This window comes from Chromobacterium sp. Rain0013 (assembly GCF_015291765.1).
Lineage (GTDB): Bacteria > Pseudomonadota > Gammaproteobacteria > Burkholderiales > Chromobacteriaceae > Chromobacterium > Chromobacterium haemolyticum.
Window position 1 is genome coordinate 329097 of sequence record NZ_CP031514.1, and the last position, 22781, is coordinate 351877.

Consider the following 22781-nt stretch of genomic DNA (forward strand, 5'->3'; position numbering starts at 1 on the left):
CCCGGAATGAAAACGCGCGTCCTGTCTTTCAGGACGCGCCGCCCTGCCAACAAACCCCGCCGAGCAGCGGTTCCGCCCAGAAAGGCGGACGGGTTCCCTCATCCGGGGCTTTGGCCATTTCCACCCAGGCTTCCTGCTTGCTCCATTCATACAAGACGCCAGGCTGGATAAGGTGCAGGTAGACGCGCTCGAATGCCGACGACTCCAGCAAATCATGGGTGGCGGCGGTCAGCGCCGCTTCCTGGATAAAGGCGGGAAACAGAGTGGTGGCGGCCACGCCGCCGAACTGCGGAATATTGGCCGCCAGCAGCAGGCTCAATTCATAGCCCGGCTTGGCCGCGTAACGCTTCACGCATTTGGCTTGAATCCGGTATTTGATCGCGGCGATGGGCGCGTTGGGCACACTGATCGGCACATCCTCGCCCTGCTGCGCCTGGCGCACTTCGCGCGCGCGCAGACAGCCTTTGCCGCCGCCAAAAAGATGTTCGTCCGCATGGACTTCCGTCACTTCAAAAGCGATCCGCCGGCCGTCGCTGAGGGTGGCGCCGACATCCGGCAGCGGCGGCGGCCAGGACTGCCGATCCACGGCGTGCAAACCCTTGCGCTGCAATAACCGCAGCACCAGCTCCAGCTCCTTCTGCGCTTTTAACGCCATCGGCCTCCCCCAGCGCACGTCCGGCTGCGTTGCGGCGCGGCGGTGGCCGAAACGCCGAGACGCGGTTATTTTGGCTATCGCTCAACCCAACCCGGCACAAGATATTTCTTTTTAGCACAAAAAATAAGCTATTCAGATTGGATTTAAAGTTTGATAAGCGATGCCGCGCTACTGGGGGGACGCTTTCAGTCCGAGGGGGCCTCTTCGCCGGGCAGCACCACAAATTCACCATCCAGGCCGCCCACCGCTTCGCCTTCGCATTCCAGCGCCACCGCCAGCCGCAGCCGCCCCATGCGTCCGCGCCGCAAAGCACGTTCCAGCTTGTCCCAGGCGGCCGGCTCCGGCGCGGTCGCTCGTGCCAGAAAGCCTGCGGCGATGGGCTTGTCGTAACGCATGCTATTGCCGTGGATGATGACGCGGCCGGGTAAGCCGCGCTCGCGCAGGCGCATGAACACCAGGCTCCAGGCGGCGAGGATGGCCACCGCCGAAGCGCTGCCGCCAAACACGGTAGCGCGGTGATTGATATTGGGCGCCAGCGGCGCGTTCAGGATCACGCGCTCGCCGCTGGCCTCGGCCACGCCGACCTCCATCGCGGCGGACAGCGGGATGTGTTGGTGGAGATAGTCTTCAAGCGCCTTTGGACTCATGTTTTTCTCCTGGTTCGGCGCGGCCGGCTTCGGCGGCGCCGTCTCCATTCTGCCCCAATAGGTGGCGCTGGAAAAACCACAGGCTGTGGCCCAGTTGCAGTACCTGGTTTTCGCGCTTGGCCGCGCCGTGGCCCTCGTCCGGGAACAGGATCAGGCCCCCGTTCACTCCCTTGCCCGCCATGGCGCGATACATTTGCAGCGCCTCGCCCACCGGCACCCGCGGGTCGCTGACGCCCTGGATGATCAGCAGCGGATCGCGCAGCTTGTCGATGTGATTGATCGGCGACAATTGCTCCAGCGCGGCGCGGTCGCGTTCCAGGTCGCCATACTCGGCGGCGCGCAGCGCGCGTCGGTAAGGCGCGGTGTTTTGCAAGAAGCTGACCAAGTTGGCGATGCCGACATTGGACACGCCGGCATCGTAGGCCCCGGCGAAGATGGTCATCGCCGCCAGCGTGGAGTAACCGCCGTAGCTGCCGCCCATCACCCCGATCTTGGGCGCCGCGCCGGCCGCCCCCCACTGACTGCGGATGTAACGCGCGGCGTCTTCGATGTCGGACAGCACTTGCAGCCGGCGCGGGCCGTTGTCGCTGTCCAGCCAGGTTTTGCCGTAGCCGACGGAACCCCGCACATTGGGCTGCACATAGATGAAGCCGGCGTCGACGAACAATTGCGCCTGCGGAGAGAAGCCGGCGCGGCTCTGCCCTTCCGGACCGCCGTGGAAGTTGACCACCACCGGGCAGGGCGTGGCCGCGCAGCGAGCCGGCCGACGCACAAACATCGGAATCGGCGTGCCGTCGCGCGCCGGATAGCTTTCCAGGCTGGCTTTGGCGAAGCCGCGGGTGTCCAGCTCCGGCGCGGAGGGCAGCAGCCATTGGCTGAGCTTGCCGCTCTTGCTGTCCCAAACATGGCTGCTGGCCGGCGCGGTGTCGGTTTCCACGCTGAAATTGACGTAGCGGCCGTCGCGGCTGAGATTCACCACATTAACCTGGGCCGCACCGGGAAAGGCGGGCAACTTCAGCGCGCGGTAATGCCGGCGGCCGTCCAAGGCCAGCGCTTTGCCGTAGCCGTCCTGGCTCAAGGTGTAGTACACCCGGCCCTGCTCGCGGTCGATGTTGAGGTTCTCCACATCGCCGCGCGTCTCCGGCGTCAATGGCTTGAATACGCCGGCGCGCCACAGATAGAGACGGTGGTATTCGCCGAACTTATTGGTGCGCACCAGATATTCGCCATCGCGCAGGCCGAAGTCCATCCGGTAGTCGGTGGTCTCGCCCTTACCCAGCAGCGGCTGCAAGGGTTTGCCGTCCGGCGTCCACAGATAGAATTCCGCGCTGGCGTTGCTCAGCGTCTTTTGCAGCAGCAGACGGCCGTCGTCGCGATGGCCGGCGATGCTCCAGGTGCCGCGCTCGCCGAACAAGCGCTCACGGCGGCCGTCTGCCAGCCGGTAGCGGTATAGGGTATAGCTGTCGGCCCGCTCATCGTTGCTGCGGTAGTACAGCCATTGGCCGTCCTTGCTGAGAAACTGGAACTGGGTTTGCACGCCGGGCTTGTGCTGCACTTCGCGCAGCGCGCCGCCGCTGGCGGCTTGCAGATAGAGACCTGGGTTTTCCTCGCCCTTGCGGTCGCGGCTGAGCACCAGCCAGCGCCCATCCGGGCTGACGTCCTGAATCAGGGTGGCGTCTTCGCCACCGGTCAGCTGCACCGGGAAGCGCTGCGGACCATCCAGTTTCCAGACCTGCGGCACGCCTGTGACGCGCCAGCTGAAATACAACGCCTTGCCGTCCGGAGCCAGCACGCCGGCGCCGGGCGCGCGCAGGTCCAGTATATTCTGCACTTTGCGGCTCAGTTCCGCCGGCAGCGGCGCGGCGCGGTAGCGCGCCACCTCCTCCGCGCTGACACTGGCGGCGCCGAGGCCGCTGTAGCCGCCGGCGGCCCAGCCATGAGTGGAAAGCATCATTAGCGTTGCCGCGGATAAAGCACGAACCATCATGACTGCTCCTGAGCGATTGGGCGGGCCGACCAGTATAGCGGCCATGACAATGACGTTACAACTTGCATTATTCTCATGCCGACTCTGCGACACTTTGTCGCACTCGGAAGCAAATGCCGCACGCTAAACTGGTGCTACTCATCATCATTCGCATTTGCCGACCTTGCCCGGCCATGTTCCAACCCTGATCTAAAAAAGCGCTCTCATGAAAAAACTCGCCCTGCTAGCCTTGCTAACCGCCTCCGGTTCCGCCCTCGCCCATGTCACCCTGGAAACCCCCACCGCCGCCAGCGGCAGCTATTACAAAGGCGTGCTGAAAATCGGCCATGGCTGCAACGGCAGCCCCACCACCGCCATTAGCGTGGAGCTGCCGGAAGGCGTTCGCCTGGCGCAACCGATGCCGAAAGCCGGCTGGGAGGTGGAGGTGAGCAAGAGCGCGGTCAAGCCTTTCGACAACTATGGCCGCAAGGTAAGCGAGGATGTAAGCCGCATTACCTGGAAGGGCGGCAAGCTGCCGTCCAATTTCTACGATGAGTTCGTATTCCAGGCCAAGATCGCCGCCCAACCGGGCAAGCTCTACTTCAAGGTGAAGCAGCAATGCGAACAGGGCGAAACCAACTGGGCGGAGATTCCGGCCGCTGGTCAAGACGCACATGACTTGAAGAGCCCGGCGGCGGAGCTGACGGTGACGGCAGGCGTCGCCGGCCATCATCATTAAGACCCGCTAACAAAACTCCTGATCCTGCGTTGAGCCTCCTGGTCGTACGACTGGTACTGCCTGCGTCGGCGCGCCTTGGCTCAGGTTCTCTGCGAGGTTTTGTTAGCGGCTCTGAGCCTTCTCCCCTGCTCCCATGAAAAACGCCGGCGGCGAGTGTCTCGCGGCCGGCGTTGTTGCATGGATGGGTCAGATCAGCGGAACAGGCCCTTGAGCAGGTCCGTCCCCTGGGACAACAAATCCTCGCCTTGCGGCACCTGGCCGTTAGGGGTCAGCTTGTCCACCAGACCGGGCAAGTGCTCGGCCACCAGCTGCGACAGCTGGCCCTGCTCCAGGCCAAACTTCTCGGCCAGGCCGGACAGCTGCTCCGAGCCCAGCACTTGCTGAATCTGCTCGGCGGACACCGGCAAATTGCCGCCCTGTCCTACCCAGGACGACACCAGCTCGCCCAAACCGCCTTGCTGGAATTGCTCCAACAGGCCGGACAGGCCGCCCTGCTGTTGCAGCAGGGCCTGCAAGGCTCCGCCAGCGCCGCCTTCCGCGCCGCCGGACAGCAAACCGCTCAAGGAATCGAATATAGCCATGGTGCTCTCCTGTTTGCCGCGCACTGTGCGCGAATCTCGGTAAAAACGGCGGCGCTTGCGCGCCGACTCAAGCCGCCAGCAAGCCCGCCAACCCTCGCATGGTCTGCCAGGGATCGCCGGTTTCCACGCCTTTGATCTGGCGGTCTATGCGTGCGCACTCGTCCAGCGCGGTCATCAGCTTGCGCGGGCCGATGCGGCGCAAGGCCGGCTCGGCCAAACGCTGCTTGTCGCCCCATAACCGCAGTTCGCGCGCCATGTCGCGCGCGTTGCGTCCGTCTTTCAGGCCCTGCCGCAGGCGCAGCAACATACGCACGTCTTCGGTCAGCGACCACAATACCAGCACCGGCGCCTCGCCTTCGGCCATCAGGCCGTCCAGCATGCGCAGCACCCGCGGCACATCGCCGGCCAGCCAGGATTCGGACAAATGGAATACGTCGAAGCGGGCCACATTCGCCACTGCGGCGCGCAGTTGCTCCAGCGTCAACTCTCCGGCCGGATACAGCAGGGCCAGCTTGTCCACTTCCTGGCGCGCGGCCAGCAAATTGCCTTCGACGCGATCGACGAAGAAGGCCAGCGCCTCGCCGCCCAACACTTGGCCCTGAGCCTTGAGGCGGCGCGTGATCCAGCTTGGCAGCTCGGCGCGGCCTACCAATCGGGCCTCCACGGTCACCGCCAGCTTTTCCAGTGCCTGGAACCACTTGGACTGCTGCTGCGCGCGCTCCAGCTTGGGCAGGGTGATCAGGGTCACTGTGTCCTGCGGCGGTTGGGCCGCCAGCTGTTGCAGCGCCTCGGCGCCTTCGGTGCCGGGCTTGCCGTTGGGAATGCGGATTTCCAGCAGCTTTTGCTCGGCGAACAGCGAAACGCTGCTCATCGCGTCGCGCAGCTGCGACCAATCGAAACCCGCCTCCACCGTCAACACTTCGCGCTCCTGATAGCCTTGATCGCGCGCCGCCTGACGCAGCGCGTCGGCGGCCTCCAAGGCCAGCAGCGCTTCCTCGCCGTGGATCAGGTACAGCGGCGCCAGGCCCTTGCCCAGCGCCGCGATCAGTGCGTCAGGGCTTAGGCTGGGCATCGGCGGGCTTCAGGCTTTGCGGGCCGGTCAGCGGCGCGGCGGCCGGCTTTTTCAGATAAGCCAGACGACGGACGATCTGCTCCGCCGCGTCGCGACGGGCGTCGGTCCAGATCAGGGCCTCTTCCTGCTCCTTACCGAGGATGGCGCTATCCGAGTAGTTCATGCTGCGGCGCACGACCACGGTCATGTCCGGCTCCACCGGCACGCCGAACAGCACGGTGCGCACCACGGCGGTATAGGTCAGCTGGTACTCGTTGATCTTGCCGCCCACGTTCAGGGTCAGGATGTCCTTGGACTGGTTTTCGCTGAGGATGGTCACCACCGCCTCGGCCTGCTTGGGATTGTCCAGCACTTGCAGGCGCGGGTCGCGCGCCAGCACGGTGCGCACATCGCCGGCCACCGCGGTGCCGCCGCCGTCGAAATACAGCGAGGCGAACGGCAGCGGCTTCATCGGGCCGCCCAGGCCGCGCAGGTGGAAGCCGCAAGCGCTCAGCGTGACGGCCAGCAGCGCCAGCCACAACCATTGCAGGGAAAGTCTCATTCACGATTCCTTATCGGGAAACAATGCTTGCCTGGCCCGGTCCAGCGCGCAGGCCGCGCCCAGGACCGGGGCCATGTCGGTTTACACCACGATGTTGACCAGGCGGCCCGGCACTACGATGATTTTTTTGGCCGGCTTGCCTTCCATGAACTTCTGCACGTTTTCATGCGCCAGCGCCGCGGCCTCGATCGCGTCCTTGGCCGCGTCCGCGGCCACGGTGACGCTGCCGCGCAGCTTGCCGCCCACCTGCACCATCAGTTCGATCTCGCTCTTGACCAGCGCGCTCTCGTCTACTTTCGGCCAGGTTTGTTGCAGCAGTTCGCTGCCCGGGCGCAGCGCGTTCCACAGCGCGTCGCAGATATGCGGCACTATGGGAGACAGCAGCAGCACGACGGTTTCCAGCGTTTCCTGCGCCACCGCGCGGCCGGCGTCGCCGGACTTGTCGGTTTTGTCGTAGGTGTTCAACAGTTCCATCACCGCGGCGATGGCGGTGTTGAATTGCTGACGGCGGCCGTAGTCATCGGCCACTTTCTGGATGGTGGCGTGCAGCTTGAAGCGCAGATCCTTCAGGCCGGCGGACAGTTCGCCGCCGCTGTAGGCCGGAGCCAGGCCGGCGGCTACATGCTCGTTCGTCACTTTCCACAAACGCTTGAGGAAGCGGAACGCGCCTTCCACGCCCGCGTCCGACCATTCCAGGCTCTGTTCCGGCGGAGCCGCGAACATCATGAACAAACGTGCGGTGTCCGCGCCGTAGTTTTCAATGAATTCCTGCGGGTCCACGCCGTTGTTCTTGGACTTGGACATCTTCTCGATGCCGCCCACCACCACCGGCAGGCCGTCGACGCGATGCTTGGCGGCGACGATCTTGCCCTTGGCGTCGCGCTCCAGCACCACGTCCTGCGGCGCGATCCAATCGGTGGCGCCGTTGGGCAGTTCGCGGTAGAAGGTTTCGCACACCACCATGCCCTGGGTCAGCAGGCTCTTGAACGGCTCGTCGCTGGACACCAGGCCTTCGTCGCGCATCAGCTTATGGAAGAAACGCGCGTACAGCAGGTGCAAAATGGCGTGTTCGATGCCGCCGACGTACTGGTCCACTTGCAGCCAGTAGTCGGCCGCCTTCTTGTCCACCATCGCGGTGTCGCACTTGGGCGAGGCGTAGCGCGCGTAGTACCAGCTGGACTCGACGAAGGTGTCCATGGTGTCGGTTTCGCGCTTGGCCGCGCCGCCGCATTTCGGGCAGCTGGTTTCGTAGAATTCCGGCATTTTGGCCAGCGGGGAGCCTGCGCCGTCCGGAATCACGTTTTCCGGCAACGTCACCGGCAGGTCTTTTTCCGGCACCGGCACATCGCCGCAGCTCTGGCAGTGGATGATGGGGATAGGGCAGCCCCAGTAGCGCTGGCGCGAAATACCCCAGTCGCGCAGACGGTACTGGGTTTTCTTCTGGCCGGCGGCCTTGGCTTCCAGATCGCCGACGATGGCGTCGAAGGCGGCGGCGAAGTTCAGGCCGTCGTATTTGCCGCTGTTCACGGTGCGGATGCTGTCATCCTTGGCCGCGTACCAGTCCTGCCAAACGGCGGCGTCGAAGTTGTCGTCGCCGTTGGCCGGCGCGTAGACCTGCTGGATCGGCAGCTGGTATTTGTTGGCGAATTCGAAGTCACGCTCGTCATGCGCCGGCACCGCCATCACCGCGCCTTCGCCGTAGCCCCACAGCACGTAGTTAGCCACCCATACCGGCAGCTTGGCGCCGGTCAGCGGGTGGACAACGAACAAGCCGGTGTCCATGCCCTTCTTTTCCATCTTGGCCACGTCGGCCTCGGCCACGGAGCCGGCCTTGCATTCAGCGATGAAGGCTTGCAGCTCCGGCTTGCCGGCCGCGGCCTGGGTGGCCAGCGGGTGTTCGGCGGCCACGGCCACATAGGTGGCGCCCATCAGGGTGTCCGGGCGGGTGGTGTAGACCTTGAGCTGGCCTGCATGGCCGATGCTGGCTTCATCGTAGGCGAAGGCCACGTCGGAGCCAAAGCTCTTGCCTATCCAGTTGCGTTGCATGGTCTTGACCTGCTCCGGCCAGCCGTCCAGCTTGTCCAGGTCCGCCAGCAGCTGCTCGGCGTAGTCGGTGATGCGGAAGTAATACATCGGGATTTCGCGCTTTTCCACCAGCGCGCCGGAGCGCCAGCCGCGGCCGTCCACCACTTGTTCGTTGGCCAGCACGGTCTGATCCACCGGATCCCAGTTGACCACGCCGTTTTTCTTGTAGATCACGCCTTTTTCAAACAAACGGGTGAACAGCCACTGTTCCCAGCGGTAGTAATCCGGTTTGCAGGTGGCCAGCTCGCGTTCCCAGTCCAGCGCAAAACCCAGGCTGTCCAGTTGCTGCTTCATGTACTCGATGTTGGCGTAAGTCCAGGCAGCCGGCGCGCCGCCGTTTTTCATCGCGGCGTTCTCGGCCGGCAGGCCGAAGGCGTCCCAGCCCATCGGCTGCAGCACGTTGAAGCCTTGCAGGCGCTTGAAGCGGGCCAGCACGTCGGTGATGGTGTAGTTGCGCACATGGCCCATGTGCAGCTTGCCGGACGGATACGGGAACATCGACAAAGCGTAGTACTTGGGACGCGACGCGTCTTCCACGGCTTTGAAGGCGGCAGTCTTCTGCCATTTCTGCTGGGCGGCGGCTTCAACCGCGCGCGGGCTGTATTGTTCTTGCATGGCGATCTTTGTCTGGACTCTGAAATTCAAAAGGCGGAAATACAAAAGGCGGGCTGCCCGGAGGCGCCAGTGATGAGCCGCGCTCCGGATAGCCCGTCCGCAAAAAGGTTGCCCCCATTATAACGGCGTCTTCGCTCCCGCGATAAGACCCCAAAAAAACAAATGCTTGGCCGGCTACTCAGCCTAGCGCAATCACGGGCAGAGCTTGACGCCCCAGCCTTTGCGGCCGCGCCAGCAGGAGAAGTCTTCCTTCACCGCGCGTATGGTCCAGACATTGTTCTCGCGGCTAAGCTGGAAGCGCTGGCGCGTGCCCTTGACGCTGTCGTCCATCAGGCCTTCCCGCAGCAAGGCGATGCTGGCTTTGTCGAACGCTTCCGGCTGGCTGGTCTGGATCGCTTTCAGGCTGCGGTATTCGAACTGGCCGTCCTCGCCCAGGCGGTTCTTGGCAAAGCGCAGCACCACCTCAAGCGGCAGTTCGCCCGGCTGGCCGGCAAACGGCAAGCGCGCTTCGTCGCTGTAGGCAGAGGCGGCGGCGGGAATCGCGGCCAAGGCGGCGGCGCAGAGCATTATCGCTTTCATGTCCATCCTTGAGTTATCCGGGGAAAGTGGAAAGTTGGGTTCGACTCCTGCTGCGGCTAATTAGTTGCTCAGCTTAAGGGCCGCTCCCCTCCCTGATGCTGCATTGCGCCGACTCAAGCACGGCCTGAGTCGGCGTGGCTTGCCTCAGCCATGAAACTGAGTTGTGTTAGCCACTCCAAAAACCTGTTTACGATCTGCTGCGCGTCGGCGGGATGAATAGAAAGGGGCATTGAAAACCCCTTCGAAATACTCATGTACCCTATGTACACTCCGCTTTCTCAGCGGTTTTCGCCTTGTCTCACCTTAGCTCGGGAGATCGTAAACACACTCTAAACCCGGCCGGCCAGATGGGCGTCGCGGAAACGCTCCAGTTGCCGCAGCAGCGCGTCCAGGATGTCCGGCTCCCACAAAGAATGGCCGGCGGCCTCCACCAGTTCGTAGTGGGCTTGCGGCCAGGCCTGAGCCAACCGCAGCGCGGTGACCGGGGGGCAGACCACATCGTAACGGCCTTGCACAATGGCGGTGGGGATATGGCGAATGCGCGCAAGCCCGGCCAGCAAGGCGCCCTCCGGCAGAAAGACGCGGTTGACGAAGTAATGAGCTTCCAGCCGCGCCAGCGACAATGCCACGTATTCGCTGCCGGCGCGTTCGGCGGCCTCGGCGTTGGGGCGCAGCGCGACGCAAGCGCCCTCGTAACGTCCCCAGGCGCGACAAGCCGGCAGGTGCACCGCCGGGTCGGGATCGGTCAGACGCCGGTAGTACGCGGCCAGCAAGTCTCCGCGTTCAGCCTCCGGGATGGGCGCGACGAAACGCTGCCACTCCTCGGGAAAGAACTGGCCCATGCCGTGTAGGAACCAGTCGATCTCGCTGCGCTCGCCCAGGAAGATGCCGCGCAGGATCAGCCCGCTGACACGGTCCGGATGCGCCTGGGCGTAAGCCAGCGCCAGCGTGCTGCCCCAGGAGCCTCCGAACACCAGCCAGCGCTCAATGCCCAGATGCTCGCGCAGCCGTTCGATGTCCGCCACCAGATGGGCGGTGCTGTTGTCGCGCAACTCGCCGCGCGGCGTCGAACGGCCGCTGCCACGCTGATCGAACAGCACCGCGCGGTAAAAGCCGGGGTCGAACAACTGACGGCAGGCCGGCACGCAGCCGTCGCCCGGTCCGCCGTGAAGATAGAGCGCCGGATAGCCCTGCGGCAAACCGCATTGCTCCCAGTACATCGCATGCAAGCCATCCAGCGGCAACATGCCGCTGGCGAACGGTGCTATAGGCGGATACAACATGGCCTCTCCATACGGGGAACAAGGGAAAACGCGCCGCGCTCAACCGCGCAGCAGGTTGTATAGCATCTCGCTGGCCATTACCGCCATCAAGGCGGCGAACACCTGCTTCAAGCGGGTCACCGGCAGCTTGTGCGCGGCGCGCGCCCCCAAGGGGGCCATCAACACCGTCATCAGCATCAGCGCCAGCATGGCCGGCAGATAAACGAAGCCCAAGGCGCCAGCCGGCAAGCCGGTCGCGCCCCAGCCGCTATAAAGGTAGCCGACGGCGCCGGATACGGCGATGGGCCAGCCCAGCGCCGCGCTGGTGGCGATAGCGGTGTGCACCGGCACATTGCACCAACTCATGAAAGGGACGCTCATTGAGCCGCCGCCTATGCCCACCCAGCTGGAGATCATGCCGATCAACCCGCCAGCGCCCCATTGCCCGGCCGGGCTCGGCATTCCGCGGCTGGCTTGCGGCTTGAGGTTGAAGAACATTTGCACCGCGACCAGGTAGGCGTAACCCACAAAGAACCATTTCAGCGCCAGCCCGGAGATCGCACCGGCCACCAGGCTGCCCAGCAAGGTGCCGATCACCATCGCCGGCGCCATCGCCCTCACAATGCGCCAATCCACCGCGCCCTTCTTATGATGGGCGCGCACGCTAGACAGGCTGGTGAACACCATGACCGCCAGCGAAGTGCCCACCGCCAGATGCTGGGCATGATCGCCGCCCAACTGCGCGGCGGACAAGACGCCCAAAACTACCGGCACAATGACCAGGCCGCCGCCGACGCCGAGCAATCCGGCCAGGAAGCCGGCCACCGCGCCGCAGGCCAGCAGGGCCAGAATCAGCGGAACACTCAGCATGCCAGCAACTGTTCAGTGATATAGCGCCACTCGTCCTCGCTCAACGGGGTGATGGACAGCCGATTGCCGCGCTTCAGCACCATCATCTCAGCCAGGGGCGGGTGTTGACGCAGCTCCGCCGGCGACAGCAGCCGGGTCTTGCGCAGAAAACGCACGTCCACCGCCAGCCAACGCGGCGCGTCGGGTGAAGACTTGGGGTCGTAGTAAGGGCTTTCCGGATCAAACTGACTGGAGTCTGGATGAGCGGCGGCGGCGATTTCCGCCAGACCGGCCACCCCCGGTTCCGGACAAGACGAATGCCAGAACAGCAGCCGGTCCCCCACTTGCATGCCGTCGCGCATGAAATTGCGCGCCTGGTAATTGCGCACGCCGGTCCACTCGAACAAGCGTTCGGGCTCCGCGGCGAGATCGTCGATCGAAGTATCGTCCGGTTCGGACTTCATCAGCCAATATCGCATGGGCAATGTCTGTTAATTAGTCAGGGAAAGGGTTAACGCTTGCTCAATCTTACTGGAAAGATTGCCGTTTATGCTGACATTGGCATCCCAAGGGGATATGGCGATAACTGAAAGAAAGGATGAAGGCGATGAATACCCGTGCCAAACAATGTCTGCTGGGACTGGCGCTGGCCGCCGGCTTAAGCGCTTGCGTAGTAGAGCCGCCCAGGGTGGCCGTCAGGCCGGTGGTGGTCAGGCCGGCCCCGGTGGTGGTGACGCCGGTTTACGGCTATTACTACGGCGGCCGCCACGACTGGCGCTGATCGCTCAATGTGTCCGCAAATACAGCCAGCCGCCCAGCGCGGCCAGATTCAAGGCCGCGCCGCACCAGAACAAAAGCCGGAACGGCTGCTTGACGGTTTTATGGCGGAACAGCCTGCGCGCCATCAGCCCGCCCGGCCAGCCGCACAACACACCCAGCCACAACAGCCTGACCTCAGACGTGCGCGGCCCGCCGCGCTCCGCCGCCCGCTTGTCCCGCCAGTACAAAACAAAGCACAGCAGGCTCAGGCTCAGATACAGCCACGCCACCGCCCATTCCAAACGCCCCAGCAGAGCCAGCGCCGGCAAAACGGCCAGAAAGACGACGGCTAGGGGCATAAGGGCAGCCTGCGCAGGCCGGATTCGGTCAACAAATAATCGAGCCGGACGTCCCACGCTTCGCGCGGCACCCGCTCCACGCGTTGGCAATCATAGGCCACGCCCACCAGCAAGGGCTTGCCGAACTGGCGCGCGCGCTGGCGGAAGGCCAGCGTGGTGTCGTAGAACCCCCCGCCCTGGCCCATGCGATAGCCATCGTCGTCAATCGCCAGCAGCGGCACAAACAACACGTCCAGCCGTTCCGCGCGCAGCGCCGGGCCATCGTATTCGACGATCCGGTAACGCGGATGCAGATACCAGCGGTCCGCCGCGCCCAAGCGGCTGAACCAGAGCCGACGGCCGCGCCGCGGGATCTGCGGCAGATAGACTTCCGCGCCGCGCCACAGCGCGGCGCTCATCAGGACCTCCAGATCCAGCTCAGAACCGGCGGCCAGATAAGCGCCCACGCGCTTGCCGCGTTTGAGCAGCCGCGAGGCATGACGGGCGATCGCCCTCATCGCCTGCAAACGATAGCCAGGGCTCAGCGCCTGGCGCGCACGGCGAATCCGCCTGCGCAATGCGGGCTTGTCTAGGGAAACCGGATCGGAAACAAAGGAAAGTGCGGTCATGGCAGAGGGGGGAGCCCCCGCGAGTGTCGTTCGGGCAAAATTCGCTTGTACCCTGTTTCCAGGGAGGGCCGCCTGCCAGTCATTTCGGGCGCATCCTCAAGAGGACGCGGCACGCCCATGACTCACGCTAGCAGCCTGAAGCGAACGCATTGGTACAAAGGAATTGTGTGCCTTCACAAACACCGCAGGGGGTACTGACCTTGGTGTTCGCCAGCTGCTCTGCGTTTAAAACAGCGCTTGCTGGCTTTCGCGAAGCGCTTGGTCGGCGGCTTCGCTCATACTGCGTATTTTACGCTGAAACGCCGCCATCTCCAAGCCCTCTCCCACTTTTGTCTTCAACAAATCGTGGGCGATGTTCAGCGCGGCCATGATGGCTATCTTGTCGGCGTCCATTACCTTGCCATGCTGCTGAATCATTTCGATCTTGCCGGCCAGCAGACGCACCGCCTCTTGCAGCGTTTCCTTTTCTTCCGCCGGGGTGCCAATGGTGAAGGAACGCCCCAGCAGTTCGATTTCAACCTGAGCCACGTCGCTCATTCCGCATCCTCCGACGCCTTGGGCAGGCGCTCGACCAGAGCCGCCACCCGCGCGCGGGTTTCGTTGACTTTGAAGTTCAGCTCCGCATTTTCCCGCAGCGCTTCGGACAGCGCTTCGGCAAAACGGCCGTTTTGTGTTTCAAGTTCGCGAATGCGCGCCACCAACGCCGTCACCCTCGACTCGAGATATTCCAGTTCCTTGTCCATGGCGGCGAGGATAGCCGGCGCTCACTTGGCCGTCAAACCCAGCCGCTGCCGCGCTGTGTCCAGCGCGAGACACAAGGCCTCCGCGCCGTCCACCAGCCGCGGACCGGGCACGACCATGGCGTCGCCCGGCAGGGCGAACAGCGCGTCTTTGGCCACAGCCGGCAGCGTTTGCCAACGCCGCCACATCCGCAGGCTGGCTTCGTCTCCAGCCAGAATCACCTGCGGACGCGACGCCACCACAGTGGCGGCGGACACTTGCGGCGCGGGTTGCCGGACATCGCGAAACACATTGACCCCGCCGCACAGGCGGATCAGCGGGCCCATGAAGCTCTGATCGCTGACGGTGAAGATAGGCGTCTGACTAACTTGGTAGAACACCCTCACCGGGGCGCGCTCGCCGTAACGCCTGCGTAGATCCGCCAAGCGCTGGCGATATCCCCCCGCTGCCTTGGCGGCGCTCTCGTTAACGCCGGCCAGCCGTCCCAGCGCCAGCATTTCCTTGGCCACGTCGTCCGGCTGCAAGGGATGGCTCAGATAAACGGGAATGCCCAGGCCGCGCAAACGCTCCAGTTCACGCGGCGCTCCACCGTCGCGCCAGGCCACCACCAGGTCCGGCCGCTGACGCATGATCTCCTCCAGACTGAAGCCGGTGAAGCTGCCCACCCGCGGCAAGCGCTTGGCGGCGTCCGGGTGGTCGCTATACTCCACGGTGGCCACCAGCTTGTCGCCAGCGCCGATCGCGTACAACATTTCCGTGGCGTGCGGCACCAGGGTCAAAATCCTTTGCGCCGGCTGCGCCAACGTGATGGTCTGGCCGCTGCCGTCCTGAGCGCTGACCGCCGCCGTCGCCTGCAGCGCGCTCAACAGCAGCGTCAAACCCAACAACCGTCTCATGCCTCCCCTTTCAACACCAGCGGCAAGCCGCAGGCCACCAACGTCACCCGCCGACAGGCCGCCGCCACCGCTTGGTTCAAGCGCCCCAACTCGTCGACAAAGCAACGAGTCTGGGCATTGGCCGACACCACGCCCCAGCCGATTTCATTGCTGACCAGCAGCACCTCGCCCCTCGTCTGCTCCAACGCGGCCAGCAACTTAGCTCGCTCCTGCTCGAAACCGACTGCGTCGAAACCGCCGTCCTCATCGAAAAAACGCATCAGCCACATGCCCAGACAGTCGATCAGCAGCAGGCCGCCGACCGCGTCATGGCGCAACAACTCAGCGGCCAGCCCACGACCGGCCTCCGCTTGCGACCACTCGGCCGGACGCCGCCGGCGATGATGCTCGACGCGGGCGGCGAACTCGGCGTCGCCGCCGCGCAGCTCCGCCGTGGCCAGATAGCAAACCGGGCCTGGATGGGCCAGGGCCAAGGTTTCGGCGTAGCGGCTCTTGCCGCTGCGCGCGCCGCCGGAGATGAGGTGGGGCATACTCCCTACTTTTCTGCGCTATTGCGCCTGATATGTCACACCGATATAACCGCCCAAACCACTAGTGTTGTAACCATAAGCCGTGGTGTAACGCTTCTCGAAGATATTGCTCAGGCGCATTGTCGCCGTCCACTCCTTGGCCAAACGATAGTTGGCGAACAAATTGGTCAATGAGTAACCTCCCAAAGTGACAGGCGCAGATGGGAAAGGCCGGTAATCTACATCCGGCCGCTTAGCGCTAGCCTGCCATTCAAGCCCAGTAATCGCTTTACCCCAATCATAGGCAGCGCTCATCTGCGCAAATGCGCGCGCACGACGTTGCAATTGCAGATGGCTGCTCTCATCGATCGGGTCCTGATACGTGGCCGAACCGGCAAGATCCCATGAGCCGTATGTCGCAGCGCCAGACAAAGTGACGCCACGAATATGAGCATCACGATTGAGGGATTGCTTTTGCTGATAAACAATCAGATTTTCGATTCGATTATCAAACAAAGACAACTCCACGCGACGGCCTTTCCCAAGCCACTTCAGGCCCAGTTCGATATTGCGCGAAGTCTCGGGCTGCAGGAGCGGGTTGCCGTAGTTAGGCCAATACAAGTCATTGAAGGTGGGCGCCTTATAAGCTGTTCCGTAGCTTGCTCGTGCGGTCAGCTCATCGCTAAGGCGGTAACCATAAGCCAATTGCCCTGTGGTCTTGCCACCAAACTGGGAATCCTTATCATTGCGCAGATTAGCCTGCACTAAATGATGACCAAACTCTCCAGAGTAACCGATAAACCCGGCATTATTGGTACGTTGGGTCACAGAGTAACCATTCGGCAAATAAGTCGACTTACCATCAACATTCTGCTGGGTATGCACCGCACCAGCCAAGAACGTACCGATACTCGTCTTGATATCGTTCTGCCAGAACCATTCATTCTGGCGAGTCTCTATCAAGCTGTCTCGGTTCACCATATCACTGCCAATCCAAGTTTCCTGGCGATCAACCGTGTGGCTGAAACGTAAAGTACTGGCCCAATGGTCCATCAACGCATTTTTGGATTGGATGGTAAAACCATTTTGACGGCTTTTCTGCAAATCCTCGCCAACAAGCGATTGGTCATAATCGAACTTGCTAAAAGTCTGGAAAGCACGCACCGTCAGATCATGACCCGGCAACAGTGTTTGGGTGACATTGGCGCTATAAGAAAGGTTACGATACGGATCCCGGTCTGGGTTGTAGTTGGAACTGTCTCTGTTAGTGGCGGAAATCCCTTCATTCATTTCATGGTTTAGATTCAGGCTAAAAGCGGTATTCTCGACTTTACCGCTAACCCCAGCCCCAACCTTCACCAAACCATGATCGCCAATACCAAAACTGGCATTCAACTTGGGACTGCCTTTGCCCTCGCGGGTAAATATCTGGATCACCCCTCCAATCGCATCCGCGCCATACAGACTGGAACCCGACCCTCTCAAAATCTCTACTTTCTCGATCTGTTCGAGAGGAATGTTCTCAACTGCGCTGACGCCTGTTGTGGCCGAAACAATACGCACTCCGTCCACCAACACGACAGTCTGATTGGAATTGGCCCCACGCATGAAAATACTGGATGGCGCGCCACGCGCTCCTGTACTGACAATCTCCAAGCCCCCTTGACGCGATAACAATTGAGGCAAGCTGGTTGCAGCTGATTGTTCGATCTGTTCGCGCGTGATCACACTCACGTCGGACAAGGTCTTGGAAATCTCCTGCGGCTGGCGCGTGGCGGTCACCACTACCGGATCGCCGGCGAACTCGGGCACATTGGCGGCGTAGGCCTGGCCGGCGCAAGCCAGCGAGACCAGCAACGCGCATTGTTGGGGCTTGAACATGAAACACACTCCACTTTTATGATCTGGCCGCCGTGGCGGCATTGTTAGGAAGAGTGCGAAGAAGGCATGAAAAGGGGGACGCCGCGGCAGAGCGCCGGGCAGTCTGTCGGATCGCCTCCCCGCGATACTCCAGTGCGGCCGCCTTCCGGGCGGCCATAGCGCGCGCGAGCGTTGTCTCCATGATCGCGCATGCCAGCAGGCCGGTCTCCGGGCTGGGCCTTGCGGCGATGCGCCTTCCCATCCCATGGACAGTGGCCATTGCATCGCCTGGGCGTTTAGGTTCAAGAGCTCGCGAATCAAACGCGACGCTATTGAACAGCTTCATACGCCAGGCCTTACCGTTGCGGGGGCAGCGCCGGTTTTTCACCGGCTTCCCGTTTCATCCGCGCCATTGAGACGCGGACACCTGCTAGGCTCAGGATTATACCGGAGAGCATCCCGACGGGATGGTGCCAAAAGAAATATGTTTAGTTAGGATCAAATCGCCCATCGGCTGCGGGTTGCCCCCGTGCGCGGCTATCGCTTAAAGTCGCCGCTGAATCACTTTCTCACCCAGGCTGGAGCTGGCCATCTCATGACATTCACCGACACCTTTCGCGCACCCGACTTCGCCGCCTATCAAGCCGCCCGCGCCCGCCAGGCCACACTGACCAAGCCGGCGGGCAGCCTGGGCAGGCTGGAAGAGCTGGCCTGCCGCTTCGCCGCCTGGCAGGGCAAGACCTGCCCGGACGCGCTGCGGCCGGCCATCACGGTGTTCGCCGGCGATCACGGGGTAACGGCGGAAGGCGTATCCGCCTATCCATCGGTGGTCACCGGCGAGATGGTGCGCAATTTCGCCAATGGCGGCGCGGCCATCTGCGTGCTGGCGCAAAGTCTGGACGCGCGCCTGGAGGTGGTGGACGCCGGCGTGCTCAGCGACGTCTCCTCGCTGCCCATCGTCCACGCCAAAGTACGGGCCGGCACCGGCAATCTGGCCAGGGAGGCCGCGATGACGCCGGCTCAGGCCGAGGCCGCGCTGGAAGCGGGCCGGCTGGCCGCGCGCCGCGCCTTGGCCGGAGGCGCCAATCTGCTGATCGCCGGCGACATGGGCATAGGCAACACCACTGCGTCCGCCGCGCTAATCTGCCGGCTGGCCGGCTTGCCGCCGGAACGCATCGTCGGCCGCGGCACCGGCCTGAACGAGGCCGGCCTGGAAACCAAGCGCCAAGTGGTGCGCGCCGCGCTGGCCCGGGTCGCCGGCCGCGAGTTGTCCGCCCTGGAAACCCTGGCCGAGCTGGGCGGCCTGGAAATCGCCGCCATGGCCGGCTTCTACCTGGAAAGCGCCGCGCAAGGCGTGCCGGCGCTGGTGGACGGCTTCATTGCCAGCGCCGCCGCGCTGTACGCGCAGGCGCTGGAGCCGCGCGTGGGAGATTGGCTGCTGGCCAGCCACCGCTCGGAGGAAACCGGCCACCTGCTGGCGCTGCACGCGCTGAAACTGGAGCCGGTGCTGGATCTGGGCATGCATCTGGGCGAGGGCTCCGGTGCCGCGCTGTGCGTGCCCTTGCTGCAAATGGCCATCCGCCTGCATAACGAGATGGCCACCTTCGCCGAGGCGGGCATCACCGGGAAAGCGGAATGAACCCCTACACGCTGACCCTGCTGCGCCACGGCGAAATCGACCATGAGGGCCGCTTGATCGGCAGCAGCGATTTGCCGCTGAACGCTGCGGGGCACATGCAAATGGCGCAAAGCTGGCAACGCATTTGCGCGCTGGCGCCGGTCACGGCGATGGCCAGTTCACCCTTGCAGCGCTGCCGCGAATTCGCGGTCCGGCACGCCTTGCATGGCTCGTTGACGCTGAAAGTGGACCCTCGGTTCGCGGAAATGGACTTCGGCGACTGGGACGGCATGGACGTACAGGTTCTGGCGCAACGCTATCCGGACTGGCGCGCCAAGCTGGCCGCCGGCGAACTGACGCCGCCCGGAGGCGAGCCCTACGAAGCTTTCCGCACTCGGGTACTGGCCGGCCTGTCCGAATGGATGACGACGGCCAACGGCAGCCACCGGGTGCTGGTGACCCACGGCGGCGTCATCACCACCTTGCTGGCGGAACTGCTAGGCGCGGATTTCTCGGTGGCCAAGCTGATGACGGTGCAGCGCGGCGGCTTTGCCCAATTGTCCATCCTGGAAGGACATCCGGCCTACCTGATGCGTCTGGAAGCCCCGTGCGCGGACTGATTCTGGCGCTGCAATTCCTGACCCGCCTGCCCACGCCTCAACTGCGCGAATTCAAACAGGAATGGCTGGCAGACAGCGCGCGCTGGTTCGCCGCGGTGGGCCTGATCGTCGGCGCGCTGCTGCTGGCGGCGCTAAGCCTGGGCCGCCTGAGCGACCCCTGGCTGGCGGCGCTGTTGGCGCTGTTGATGTGGACCTGGGTCACTGGCGGCCTGCACTTGGATGGCCTGGGCGATCTCGCCGACGCGCTGGGCGCGGCGCACCGCTCGCGCGAGCGTTTCTTTGAAGTGCTGAAAGACCCTCACGTCGGCAGCTTCGGCGCGCTGGCGTTGATCCTGGCCATCGTCGCCAAACTGGTCTTGCTGATGCTGCTGGCCAAACAATCGGCGCCGGCTTGGGGCCTGCTGCTGATTCCCGCCTGGTGTCGCTGTTTCGCGGTGTACTGGTCGGCCAGTCTGCCGGCGATCGCACCCGGCAGTGGCGAACGCTTCGCCTGGCGCCGCCACTGGCCCAGCCTGGCCATCAACGCGACGCTGCTGGCAGGGCTGTCGGCCTGGCTGGCTCCATCCTTATTGCTGGCGCCGTTGGCGGCGCTGGCTTGGCGTCGCTTCCTATTGCGCAAGCTGGGCGGCATGACGGGCGATTGCCTGGGTGCGGGTATAGAGCTGTGCGAAATCGGCCTCTTGCTGCTGCTGACGGTCCGCTGGCCAACGCTCTAGCTACGCTGTAAAGATTCCGCCATTTCTCTGTCATCCGGCGGAGATTCCCCGCGTGGATACTGGCGGCGTCTTCATCGCACGGAGCCGCCATGGCCCACCTGGAGATCAGCTGCGAGCGCGGCCGGCTGGACCGCGACATGATTCTGCGCTTCCTGACCCAGACCCACTGGGCGCAAAACCTGACTCGGGCGCAGCTGGACAAGGCCATCGAGCACTCTCTGGTATTCGGCGCCTACAGCGGGCAGCGGCAACTGGGCTTTGCCCGCATCGTCACTGACTACGTTAGCTTCGCTTATCTGTCTGATGTGTTCGTGCTGGCCGAGGCCCGCCGTCTGGGCGTCGGGCGCGCTTTGATGGAGGCTGCGCTATCCCACCCCGATCTACAGCAACTGCGCCGATTCCTGCTGGTGTCGCGCGACGCGCGCCCCTTCTACCGCCGGCTGGGCTTCACCGAGCTACACGACGGGGAACGCTATATGGAACTGCGGCGCGAGCAGGGGACCATACCGACGCGCGCGTGGTCCTGGTGCCGTACAAGTAAAAACGCCGCTTGATGAGAGCGGCGTCCTTACATGCAGAAAAGCTTGCTTACAGCGTGCCGGCCAGCTTCTTGTTGCGCATCAGGCACAGCATGTCACAGGCCAAATGCGCGGCGGCGATGGCGGTCACTTCGCTGTTGTCATAAGCGGGCGCCACTTCCACCACATCCATGCCGACAATGTTCAAATCACCCAGATTGCGGACGATCTTCAAGGCCTGGGCGCTGCTGAGGCCGCCCGGAACCGGGGTACCGGTGCCCGGCGCAAACGCTGGGTCCAGACAGTCGATGTCAAACGTCAGGTAAACCGGGCTGTCGCCGATAACTTCCTTGATGCGCGCGATGGTGGCATCCACGCCTTTATCGTGTACCCAGGGCGCGTCCAGCACATTCATGCCCATGAAGTCGTCGTTCCAGGTACGGATGCCCACTTGCACCGATTTCTCAGGATCAACCAAACCCTCTTTCACCGCTTTGTAGAACATGGTGCCGTGGTTCAGGCTATCTGGTTCATCGTCCGGCCAAGTGTCGCAGTGAGCATCGAAATGCAGCAGCGCCAGCGGCTTGCCGTATTTCTCGGCGTGCGCGATCAGCAGCGGGTAGGTGATGAAGTGGTCGCCGCCGAAAGTCAGCATCTTGGCGCCGGAGGCCAGGATGGTGCGCGCGTGTTCTATGATGGAGGGCTTGATGGTCAACGGATTGTGCGCGTCGAACCAGCAATCGCCGTAGTCGATCACGGCCAGGTCGTCGAAGGGATTGAAGCCCCAGGGGAAGGGACTCAACTCGGCCAGCTGCACGCTGGCGGCGCGGATAGCCTGCGGGCCCAGCCGCGCGCCGGAGCGGAACGTGGTGGACAGGTCCAGCGGAATGCCGGACACCACCACGTCGGCGCCGGTCAGGTCGCGGCTATAGTTGCGGCGCATGAAGGACAGCACGCCGGCATAAGTGTTTTCAATGGAAGAGCCGTATAGGCCCTGACGGCGGATCGCGCCGTCGCCGAAAATGGTTTCGCTCATGAATACTCTCCGCGAGAGAGTACGCCGGGCTCAGGCGTCCCGACGATTACCGTCCATCTTGCACAGCCGACGGCTTGAGGCTGCCGCCCCCCTTGGGGCGGAACCCCGGAGTTTGCCGCGATGCGCGCGCCCGCACAAGAGCCAATCGAATCAATGGCTTTCCAGCTGGATGCGCCACAACCGGAAACGCAGCCGAACGTCGTACCAGACCGGGCGCAAGCCCAGCAAAAACAAGAGCAGCGCCAGCGGCAGGGTGAAACTGTATCCCATATGCTTGAAGCCCAGCGCGCCCACCACGCCGCCGCCGAAAAACGACAGCAGGATCAGCAAATAAGTGCGCAGTTTGACGCGGTTGGCGCGCACGTCCTTGACCTTGGGCATGCTTTCACGGCCGTAGTAGCTGAGCTTGGCCAGTTCTATGCCGATGTCGGTGGCGATGCCGGTCATGTGGGTACTGCGCAACAGGCCGCCGGATAGCTTGGTAACGATGGTGTTGTGCATGCCCATGATGAAGCAGAGTAGCATCACGGTTAATGGGGTGAAAAAGCCCTTGTGCAAAGAAAGCGCGGCCCCCAGCAAGCCAAACAACAGCAGCAGGCCGGCCTCCTCCATCATGGACACGCCGTAGCCGCCGCGCAGCCGCTGCCGGCGCGCCCAAAGGATCAGCCAGGAGCTGTGCATGGCGCCGGCGATGAAGCACAGCAGCATCACCAGCAGGGACAAGCCCAATGTCACCTCGCCCAGCGCAAACTCGTCGGCCATGCCGGACACGATCCCGGACATGTGCGAGGTGTAGCGGTGCACGGCGAGGAAGCCTCCGGCGTTGAGCGCGCCGGCGATGAAGGCCATGGACCATCCCAAATGCCGCAAGGTGTGGTCGTTGAAACGGCCCCGGTCCAACAGCCGGGTGATGTTGGTTCGTCTGGACATATCCTGCTGACAGAATGAAC

The 22781-nt window shown here is 63.5% G+C and carries 26 protein-coding genes, 1 other RNA gene and 1 riboswitch; of the genes, 6 read left to right on the top strand and 21 right to left on the bottom strand.

Going from position 1 to position 22781, the window contains the following annotated elements:
* Positions 1-28: 28 nt before the first annotated feature.
* The 3 genes from DXT74_RS01655 to DXT74_RS01665 form a co-directional block, all read right to left on the bottom strand.
* Positions 29-655 carry a hypothetical protein gene (locus DXT74_RS01655; protein WP_194427156.1) on the bottom strand — a complete coding sequence of 209 codons (627 nt, stop codon included), beginning with the start codon at positions 653-655 and terminating at the stop codon, positions 29-31.
* Positions 656-840: 185 nt separating this feature from the next.
* Entirely contained in the window at positions 841-1302 is a 462-nt protein-coding gene (locus DXT74_RS01660) for a YiiD C-terminal domain-containing protein (RefSeq protein ID WP_194427157.1), read from the bottom strand.
* Positions 1283-3289, bottom strand: a complete 2007-nt coding sequence (locus DXT74_RS01665) for a prolyl oligopeptidase family serine peptidase (protein WP_196783808.1) — start codon at positions 3287-3289, stop codon at positions 1283-1285. The genes DXT74_RS01660 and DXT74_RS01665 overlap by 20 nt, the downstream gene beginning before the upstream one ends.
* A gap of 205 nt (positions 3290-3494) precedes the next feature.
* Between DXT74_RS01665 and DXT74_RS01670 the strand changes: the two genes are divergently transcribed.
* Positions 3495-4007, top strand: a complete 513-nt coding sequence (locus DXT74_RS01670; RefSeq protein ID WP_043638268.1) for a YcnI family protein — start codon at positions 3495-3497, stop codon at positions 4005-4007.
* 191 nt (positions 4008-4198) lie between these two features.
* Here the strand turns inward: DXT74_RS01670 and DXT74_RS01675 are convergent, their stop codons facing one another.
* The 8 genes from DXT74_RS01675 to DXT74_RS01710 form a co-directional block, all read right to left on the bottom strand.
* Positions 4199-4588 (bottom strand): YidB family protein, encoded by a 390-nt coding sequence (locus DXT74_RS01675; protein ID WP_194427158.1) that lies wholly within the window; start codon positions 4586-4588, stop codon positions 4199-4201.
* Between the two features lie 67 nt (positions 4589-4655).
* Positions 4656-5660, bottom strand: coding sequence for a DNA polymerase III subunit delta (gene holA / locus DXT74_RS01680; protein ID WP_043638275.1), 1005 nt, complete (start codon positions 5658-5660; stop codon positions 4656-4658).
* On the bottom strand, positions 5641-6201 hold the full coding sequence (gene lptE / locus DXT74_RS01685) for an LPS assembly lipoprotein LptE (protein ID WP_081555232.1): 561 nt from the start codon (positions 6199-6201) through the stop codon (positions 5641-5643). Before lptE ends, holA begins: the two co-directional genes overlap by 20 nt.
* 81 nt (positions 6202-6282) lie before the next feature.
* Entirely contained in the window at positions 6283-8901 is a 2619-nt protein-coding gene (leuS, locus tag DXT74_RS01690) for a leucine--tRNA ligase (protein WP_161523053.1), read from the bottom strand.
* Between the two features lie 192 nt (positions 8902-9093).
* The gene (locus DXT74_RS01695; protein ID WP_194427159.1) at positions 9094-9480 is read right to left on the bottom strand and encodes a hypothetical protein; all 387 of its coding nucleotides are present in this window, start codon (positions 9478-9480) and stop codon (positions 9094-9096) included.
* A gap of 329 nt (positions 9481-9809) precedes the next feature.
* A complete protein-coding gene (gene pip / locus DXT74_RS01700) occupies positions 9810-10763 on the bottom strand; it encodes a prolyl aminopeptidase (protein WP_194427160.1) in 954 nt (317 codons plus the stop codon).
* Positions 10764-10802: 39 nt separating this feature from the next.
* Positions 10803-11612 carry a sulfite exporter TauE/SafE family protein gene (locus tag DXT74_RS01705; protein WP_194427161.1) on the bottom strand — a complete coding sequence of 270 codons (810 nt, stop codon included), beginning with the start codon at positions 11610-11612 and terminating at the stop codon, positions 10803-10805.
* A complete protein-coding gene (locus DXT74_RS01710; RefSeq protein WP_194427162.1) occupies positions 11606-12070 on the bottom strand; it encodes an EVE domain-containing protein in 465 nt (154 codons plus the stop codon). Before DXT74_RS01710 ends, DXT74_RS01705 begins: the two co-directional genes overlap by 7 nt.
* 128 nt (positions 12071-12198) lie before the next feature.
* Here DXT74_RS01710 and DXT74_RS01715 point away from each other — a divergent pair, with 128 nt between their 5' ends.
* Positions 12199-12372 (top strand): hypothetical protein, encoded by a 174-nt coding sequence (locus tag DXT74_RS01715; protein WP_162835138.1) that lies wholly within the window; start codon positions 12199-12201, stop codon positions 12370-12372.
* A 4-nt stretch (positions 12373-12376) separates the two neighbouring features.
* Here the strand turns inward: DXT74_RS01715 and DXT74_RS01720 are convergent, their stop codons facing one another.
* The 8 genes from DXT74_RS01720 to DXT74_RS01755 form a co-directional block, all read right to left on the bottom strand.
* Positions 12377-12709, bottom strand: a complete 333-nt coding sequence (locus DXT74_RS01720; protein WP_194427163.1) for a DUF1294 domain-containing protein — start codon at positions 12707-12709, stop codon at positions 12377-12379.
* Complete coding sequence (locus DXT74_RS01725; RefSeq protein WP_051002646.1) at positions 12700-13317, bottom strand: 5-formyltetrahydrofolate cyclo-ligase; 618 nt, start codon at positions 13315-13317, stop codon at positions 12700-12702. The genes DXT74_RS01720 and DXT74_RS01725 overlap by 10 nt, the downstream gene beginning before the upstream one ends.
* Before the next feature lie 10 nt (positions 13318-13327).
* A non-coding RNA gene (gene ssrS, locus DXT74_RS01730) (6S RNA) lies at positions 13328-13511 on the bottom strand.
* Between the two features lie 31 nt (positions 13512-13542).
* Entirely contained in the window at positions 13543-13854 is a 312-nt protein-coding gene (locus tag DXT74_RS01735) for a cell division protein ZapA (protein ID WP_019101793.1), read from the bottom strand.
* Complete coding sequence (locus tag DXT74_RS01740; RefSeq protein ID WP_043638301.1) at positions 13851-14060, bottom strand: hypothetical protein; 210 nt, start codon at positions 14058-14060, stop codon at positions 13851-13853. The genes DXT74_RS01735 and DXT74_RS01740 overlap by 4 nt, the downstream gene beginning before the upstream one ends.
* A gap of 21 nt (positions 14061-14081) precedes the next feature.
* Positions 14082-14954 (bottom strand): cobalamin-binding protein, encoded by an 873-nt coding sequence (locus DXT74_RS01745; RefSeq protein WP_194427164.1) that lies wholly within the window; start codon positions 14952-14954, stop codon positions 14082-14084.
* On the bottom strand, positions 14951-15484 hold the full coding sequence (gene cobU, locus DXT74_RS01750; RefSeq protein ID WP_043638311.1) for a bifunctional adenosylcobinamide kinase/adenosylcobinamide-phosphate guanylyltransferase: 534 nt from the start codon (positions 15482-15484) through the stop codon (positions 14951-14953). Before cobU ends, DXT74_RS01745 begins: the two co-directional genes overlap by 4 nt.
* Positions 15485-15502: 18 nt before the next feature.
* Entirely contained in the window at positions 15503-17344 is a 1842-nt protein-coding gene (locus DXT74_RS01755; RefSeq protein WP_194427165.1) for a TonB-dependent receptor domain-containing protein, read from the bottom strand.
* Positions 17345-17524: 180 nt separating this feature from the next.
* Positions 17525-17769, bottom strand: a riboswitch (cobalamin riboswitch).
* 149 nt (positions 17770-17918) lie between these two features.
* On the opposite strand from DXT74_RS01755, the gene cobT reads away from it, so the two are divergent.
* The 4 genes from cobT (at position 17919) to DXT74_RS01775 (ending at position 20831) form a co-directional block, all read left to right on the top strand.
* A complete protein-coding gene (gene cobT, locus DXT74_RS01760) occupies positions 17919-18962 on the top strand; it encodes a nicotinate-nucleotide--dimethylbenzimidazole phosphoribosyltransferase (RefSeq protein ID WP_194427166.1) in 1044 nt (347 codons plus the stop codon).
* The gene (locus DXT74_RS01765) at positions 18959-19561 is read left to right on the top strand and encodes a histidine phosphatase family protein (RefSeq protein ID WP_043638319.1); all 603 of its coding nucleotides are present in this window, start codon (positions 18959-18961) and stop codon (positions 19559-19561) included. The genes cobT and DXT74_RS01765 overlap by 4 nt, the downstream gene beginning before the upstream one ends.
* Positions 19549-20277 carry an adenosylcobinamide-GDP ribazoletransferase gene (cobS, locus tag DXT74_RS01770; RefSeq protein WP_081555241.1) on the top strand — a complete coding sequence of 243 codons (729 nt, stop codon included), beginning with the start codon at positions 19549-19551 and terminating at the stop codon, positions 20275-20277. Before DXT74_RS01765 ends, cobS begins: the two co-directional genes overlap by 13 nt.
* Before the next feature lie 89 nt (positions 20278-20366).
* Positions 20367-20831 (top strand): GNAT family N-acetyltransferase, encoded by a 465-nt coding sequence (locus DXT74_RS01775; protein WP_114152665.1) that lies wholly within the window; start codon positions 20367-20369, stop codon positions 20829-20831.
* A gap of 34 nt (positions 20832-20865) precedes the next feature.
* Here DXT74_RS01775 and speB read toward each other — a convergent pair whose 3' ends face one another.
* Positions 20866-21831, bottom strand: coding sequence for an agmatinase (gene speB / locus DXT74_RS01780; protein WP_194427167.1), 966 nt, complete (start codon positions 21829-21831; stop codon positions 20866-20868).
* A 150-nt stretch (positions 21832-21981) separates the two neighbouring features.
* Positions 21982-22761, bottom strand: coding sequence for a YoaK family protein (locus DXT74_RS01785; protein WP_043638328.1), 780 nt, complete (start codon positions 22759-22761; stop codon positions 21982-21984).
* Positions 22762-22781: the final 20 nt, after the last annotated feature.

Coding starts and splice junctions, on each gene's coding strand:
- DXT74_RS01670 (WP_043638268.1), top strand. CDS start 3,495: ATGAAAAAACTCGCCCTGCTAGCCTTGCTAACCGCCTCCGGTTCCGCC.
- DXT74_RS01775 (WP_114152665.1), top strand. CDS start 20,367: ATGGCCCACCTGGAGATCAGCTGCGAGCGCGGCCGGCTGGACCGCGAC.
- leuS (WP_161523053.1), bottom strand. CDS start 8,901: ATGCAAGAACAATACAGCCCGCGCGCGGTTGAAGCCGCCGCCCAGCAG.
- cobT (WP_194427166.1), top strand. CDS start 17,919: ATGACATTCACCGACACCTTTCGCGCACCCGACTTCGCCGCCTATCAA.
- cobU (WP_043638311.1), bottom strand. CDS start 15,484: ATGCCCCACCTCATCTCCGGCGGCGCGCGCAGCGGCAAGAGCCGCTAC.
- DXT74_RS01720 (WP_194427163.1), bottom strand. CDS start 12,709: ATGCCCCTAGCCGTCGTCTTTCTGGCCGTTTTGCCGGCGCTGGCTCTG.
- DXT74_RS01710 (WP_194427162.1), bottom strand. CDS start 12,070: ATGCGATATTGGCTGATGAAGTCCGAACCGGACGATACTTCGATCGAC.
- DXT74_RS01755 (WP_194427165.1), bottom strand. CDS start 17,344: ATGTTCAAGCCCCAACAATGCGCGTTGCTGGTCTCGCTGGCTTGCGCC.
- DXT74_RS01735 (WP_019101793.1), bottom strand. CDS start 13,854: ATGAGCGACGTGGCTCAGGTTGAAATCGAACTGCTGGGGCGTTCCTTC.
- DXT74_RS01765 (WP_043638319.1), top strand. CDS start 18,959: ATGAACCCCTACACGCTGACCCTGCTGCGCCACGGCGAAATCGACCAT.
- DXT74_RS01725 (WP_051002646.1), bottom strand. CDS start 13,317: ATGACCGCACTTTCCTTTGTTTCCGATCCGGTTTCCCTAGACAAGCCC.
- DXT74_RS01660 (WP_194427157.1), bottom strand. CDS start 1,302: ATGAGTCCAAAGGCGCTTGAAGACTATCTCCACCAACACATCCCGCTG.
- speB (WP_194427167.1), bottom strand. CDS start 21,831: ATGAGCGAAACCATTTTCGGCGACGGCGCGATCCGCCGTCAGGGCCTA.
- DXT74_RS01695 (WP_194427159.1), bottom strand. CDS start 9,480: ATGAAAGCGATAATGCTCTGCGCCGCCGCCTTGGCCGCGATTCCCGCC.
- DXT74_RS01715 (WP_162835138.1), top strand. CDS start 12,199: ATGAATACCCGTGCCAAACAATGTCTGCTGGGACTGGCGCTGGCCGCC.
- holA (WP_043638275.1), bottom strand. CDS start 5,660: ATGCCCAGCCTAAGCCCTGACGCACTGATCGCGGCGCTGGGCAAGGGC.
- lptE (WP_081555232.1), bottom strand. CDS start 6,201: ATGAGACTTTCCCTGCAATGGTTGTGGCTGGCGCTGCTGGCCGTCACG.
- DXT74_RS01675 (WP_194427158.1), bottom strand. CDS start 4,588: ATGGCTATATTCGATTCCTTGAGCGGTTTGCTGTCCGGCGGCGCGGAA.
- pip (WP_194427160.1), bottom strand. CDS start 10,763: ATGTTGTATCCGCCTATAGCACCGTTCGCCAGCGGCATGTTGCCGCTG.
- DXT74_RS01785 (WP_043638328.1), bottom strand. CDS start 22,761: ATGTCCAGACGAACCAACATCACCCGGCTGTTGGACCGGGGCCGTTTC.
- DXT74_RS01745 (WP_194427164.1), bottom strand. CDS start 14,954: ATGAGACGGTTGTTGGGTTTGACGCTGCTGTTGAGCGCGCTGCAGGCG.
- DXT74_RS01655 (WP_194427156.1), bottom strand. CDS start 655: ATGGCGTTAAAAGCGCAGAAGGAGCTGGAGCTGGTGCTGCGGTTATTG.
- DXT74_RS01705 (WP_194427161.1), bottom strand. CDS start 11,612: ATGCTGAGTGTTCCGCTGATTCTGGCCCTGCTGGCCTGCGGCGCGGTG.
- DXT74_RS01665 (WP_196783808.1), bottom strand. CDS start 3,289: ATGATGGTTCGTGCTTTATCCGCGGCAACGCTAATGATGCTTTCCACT.
- DXT74_RS01740 (WP_043638301.1), bottom strand. CDS start 14,060: ATGGACAAGGAACTGGAATATCTCGAGTCGAGGGTGACGGCGTTGGTG.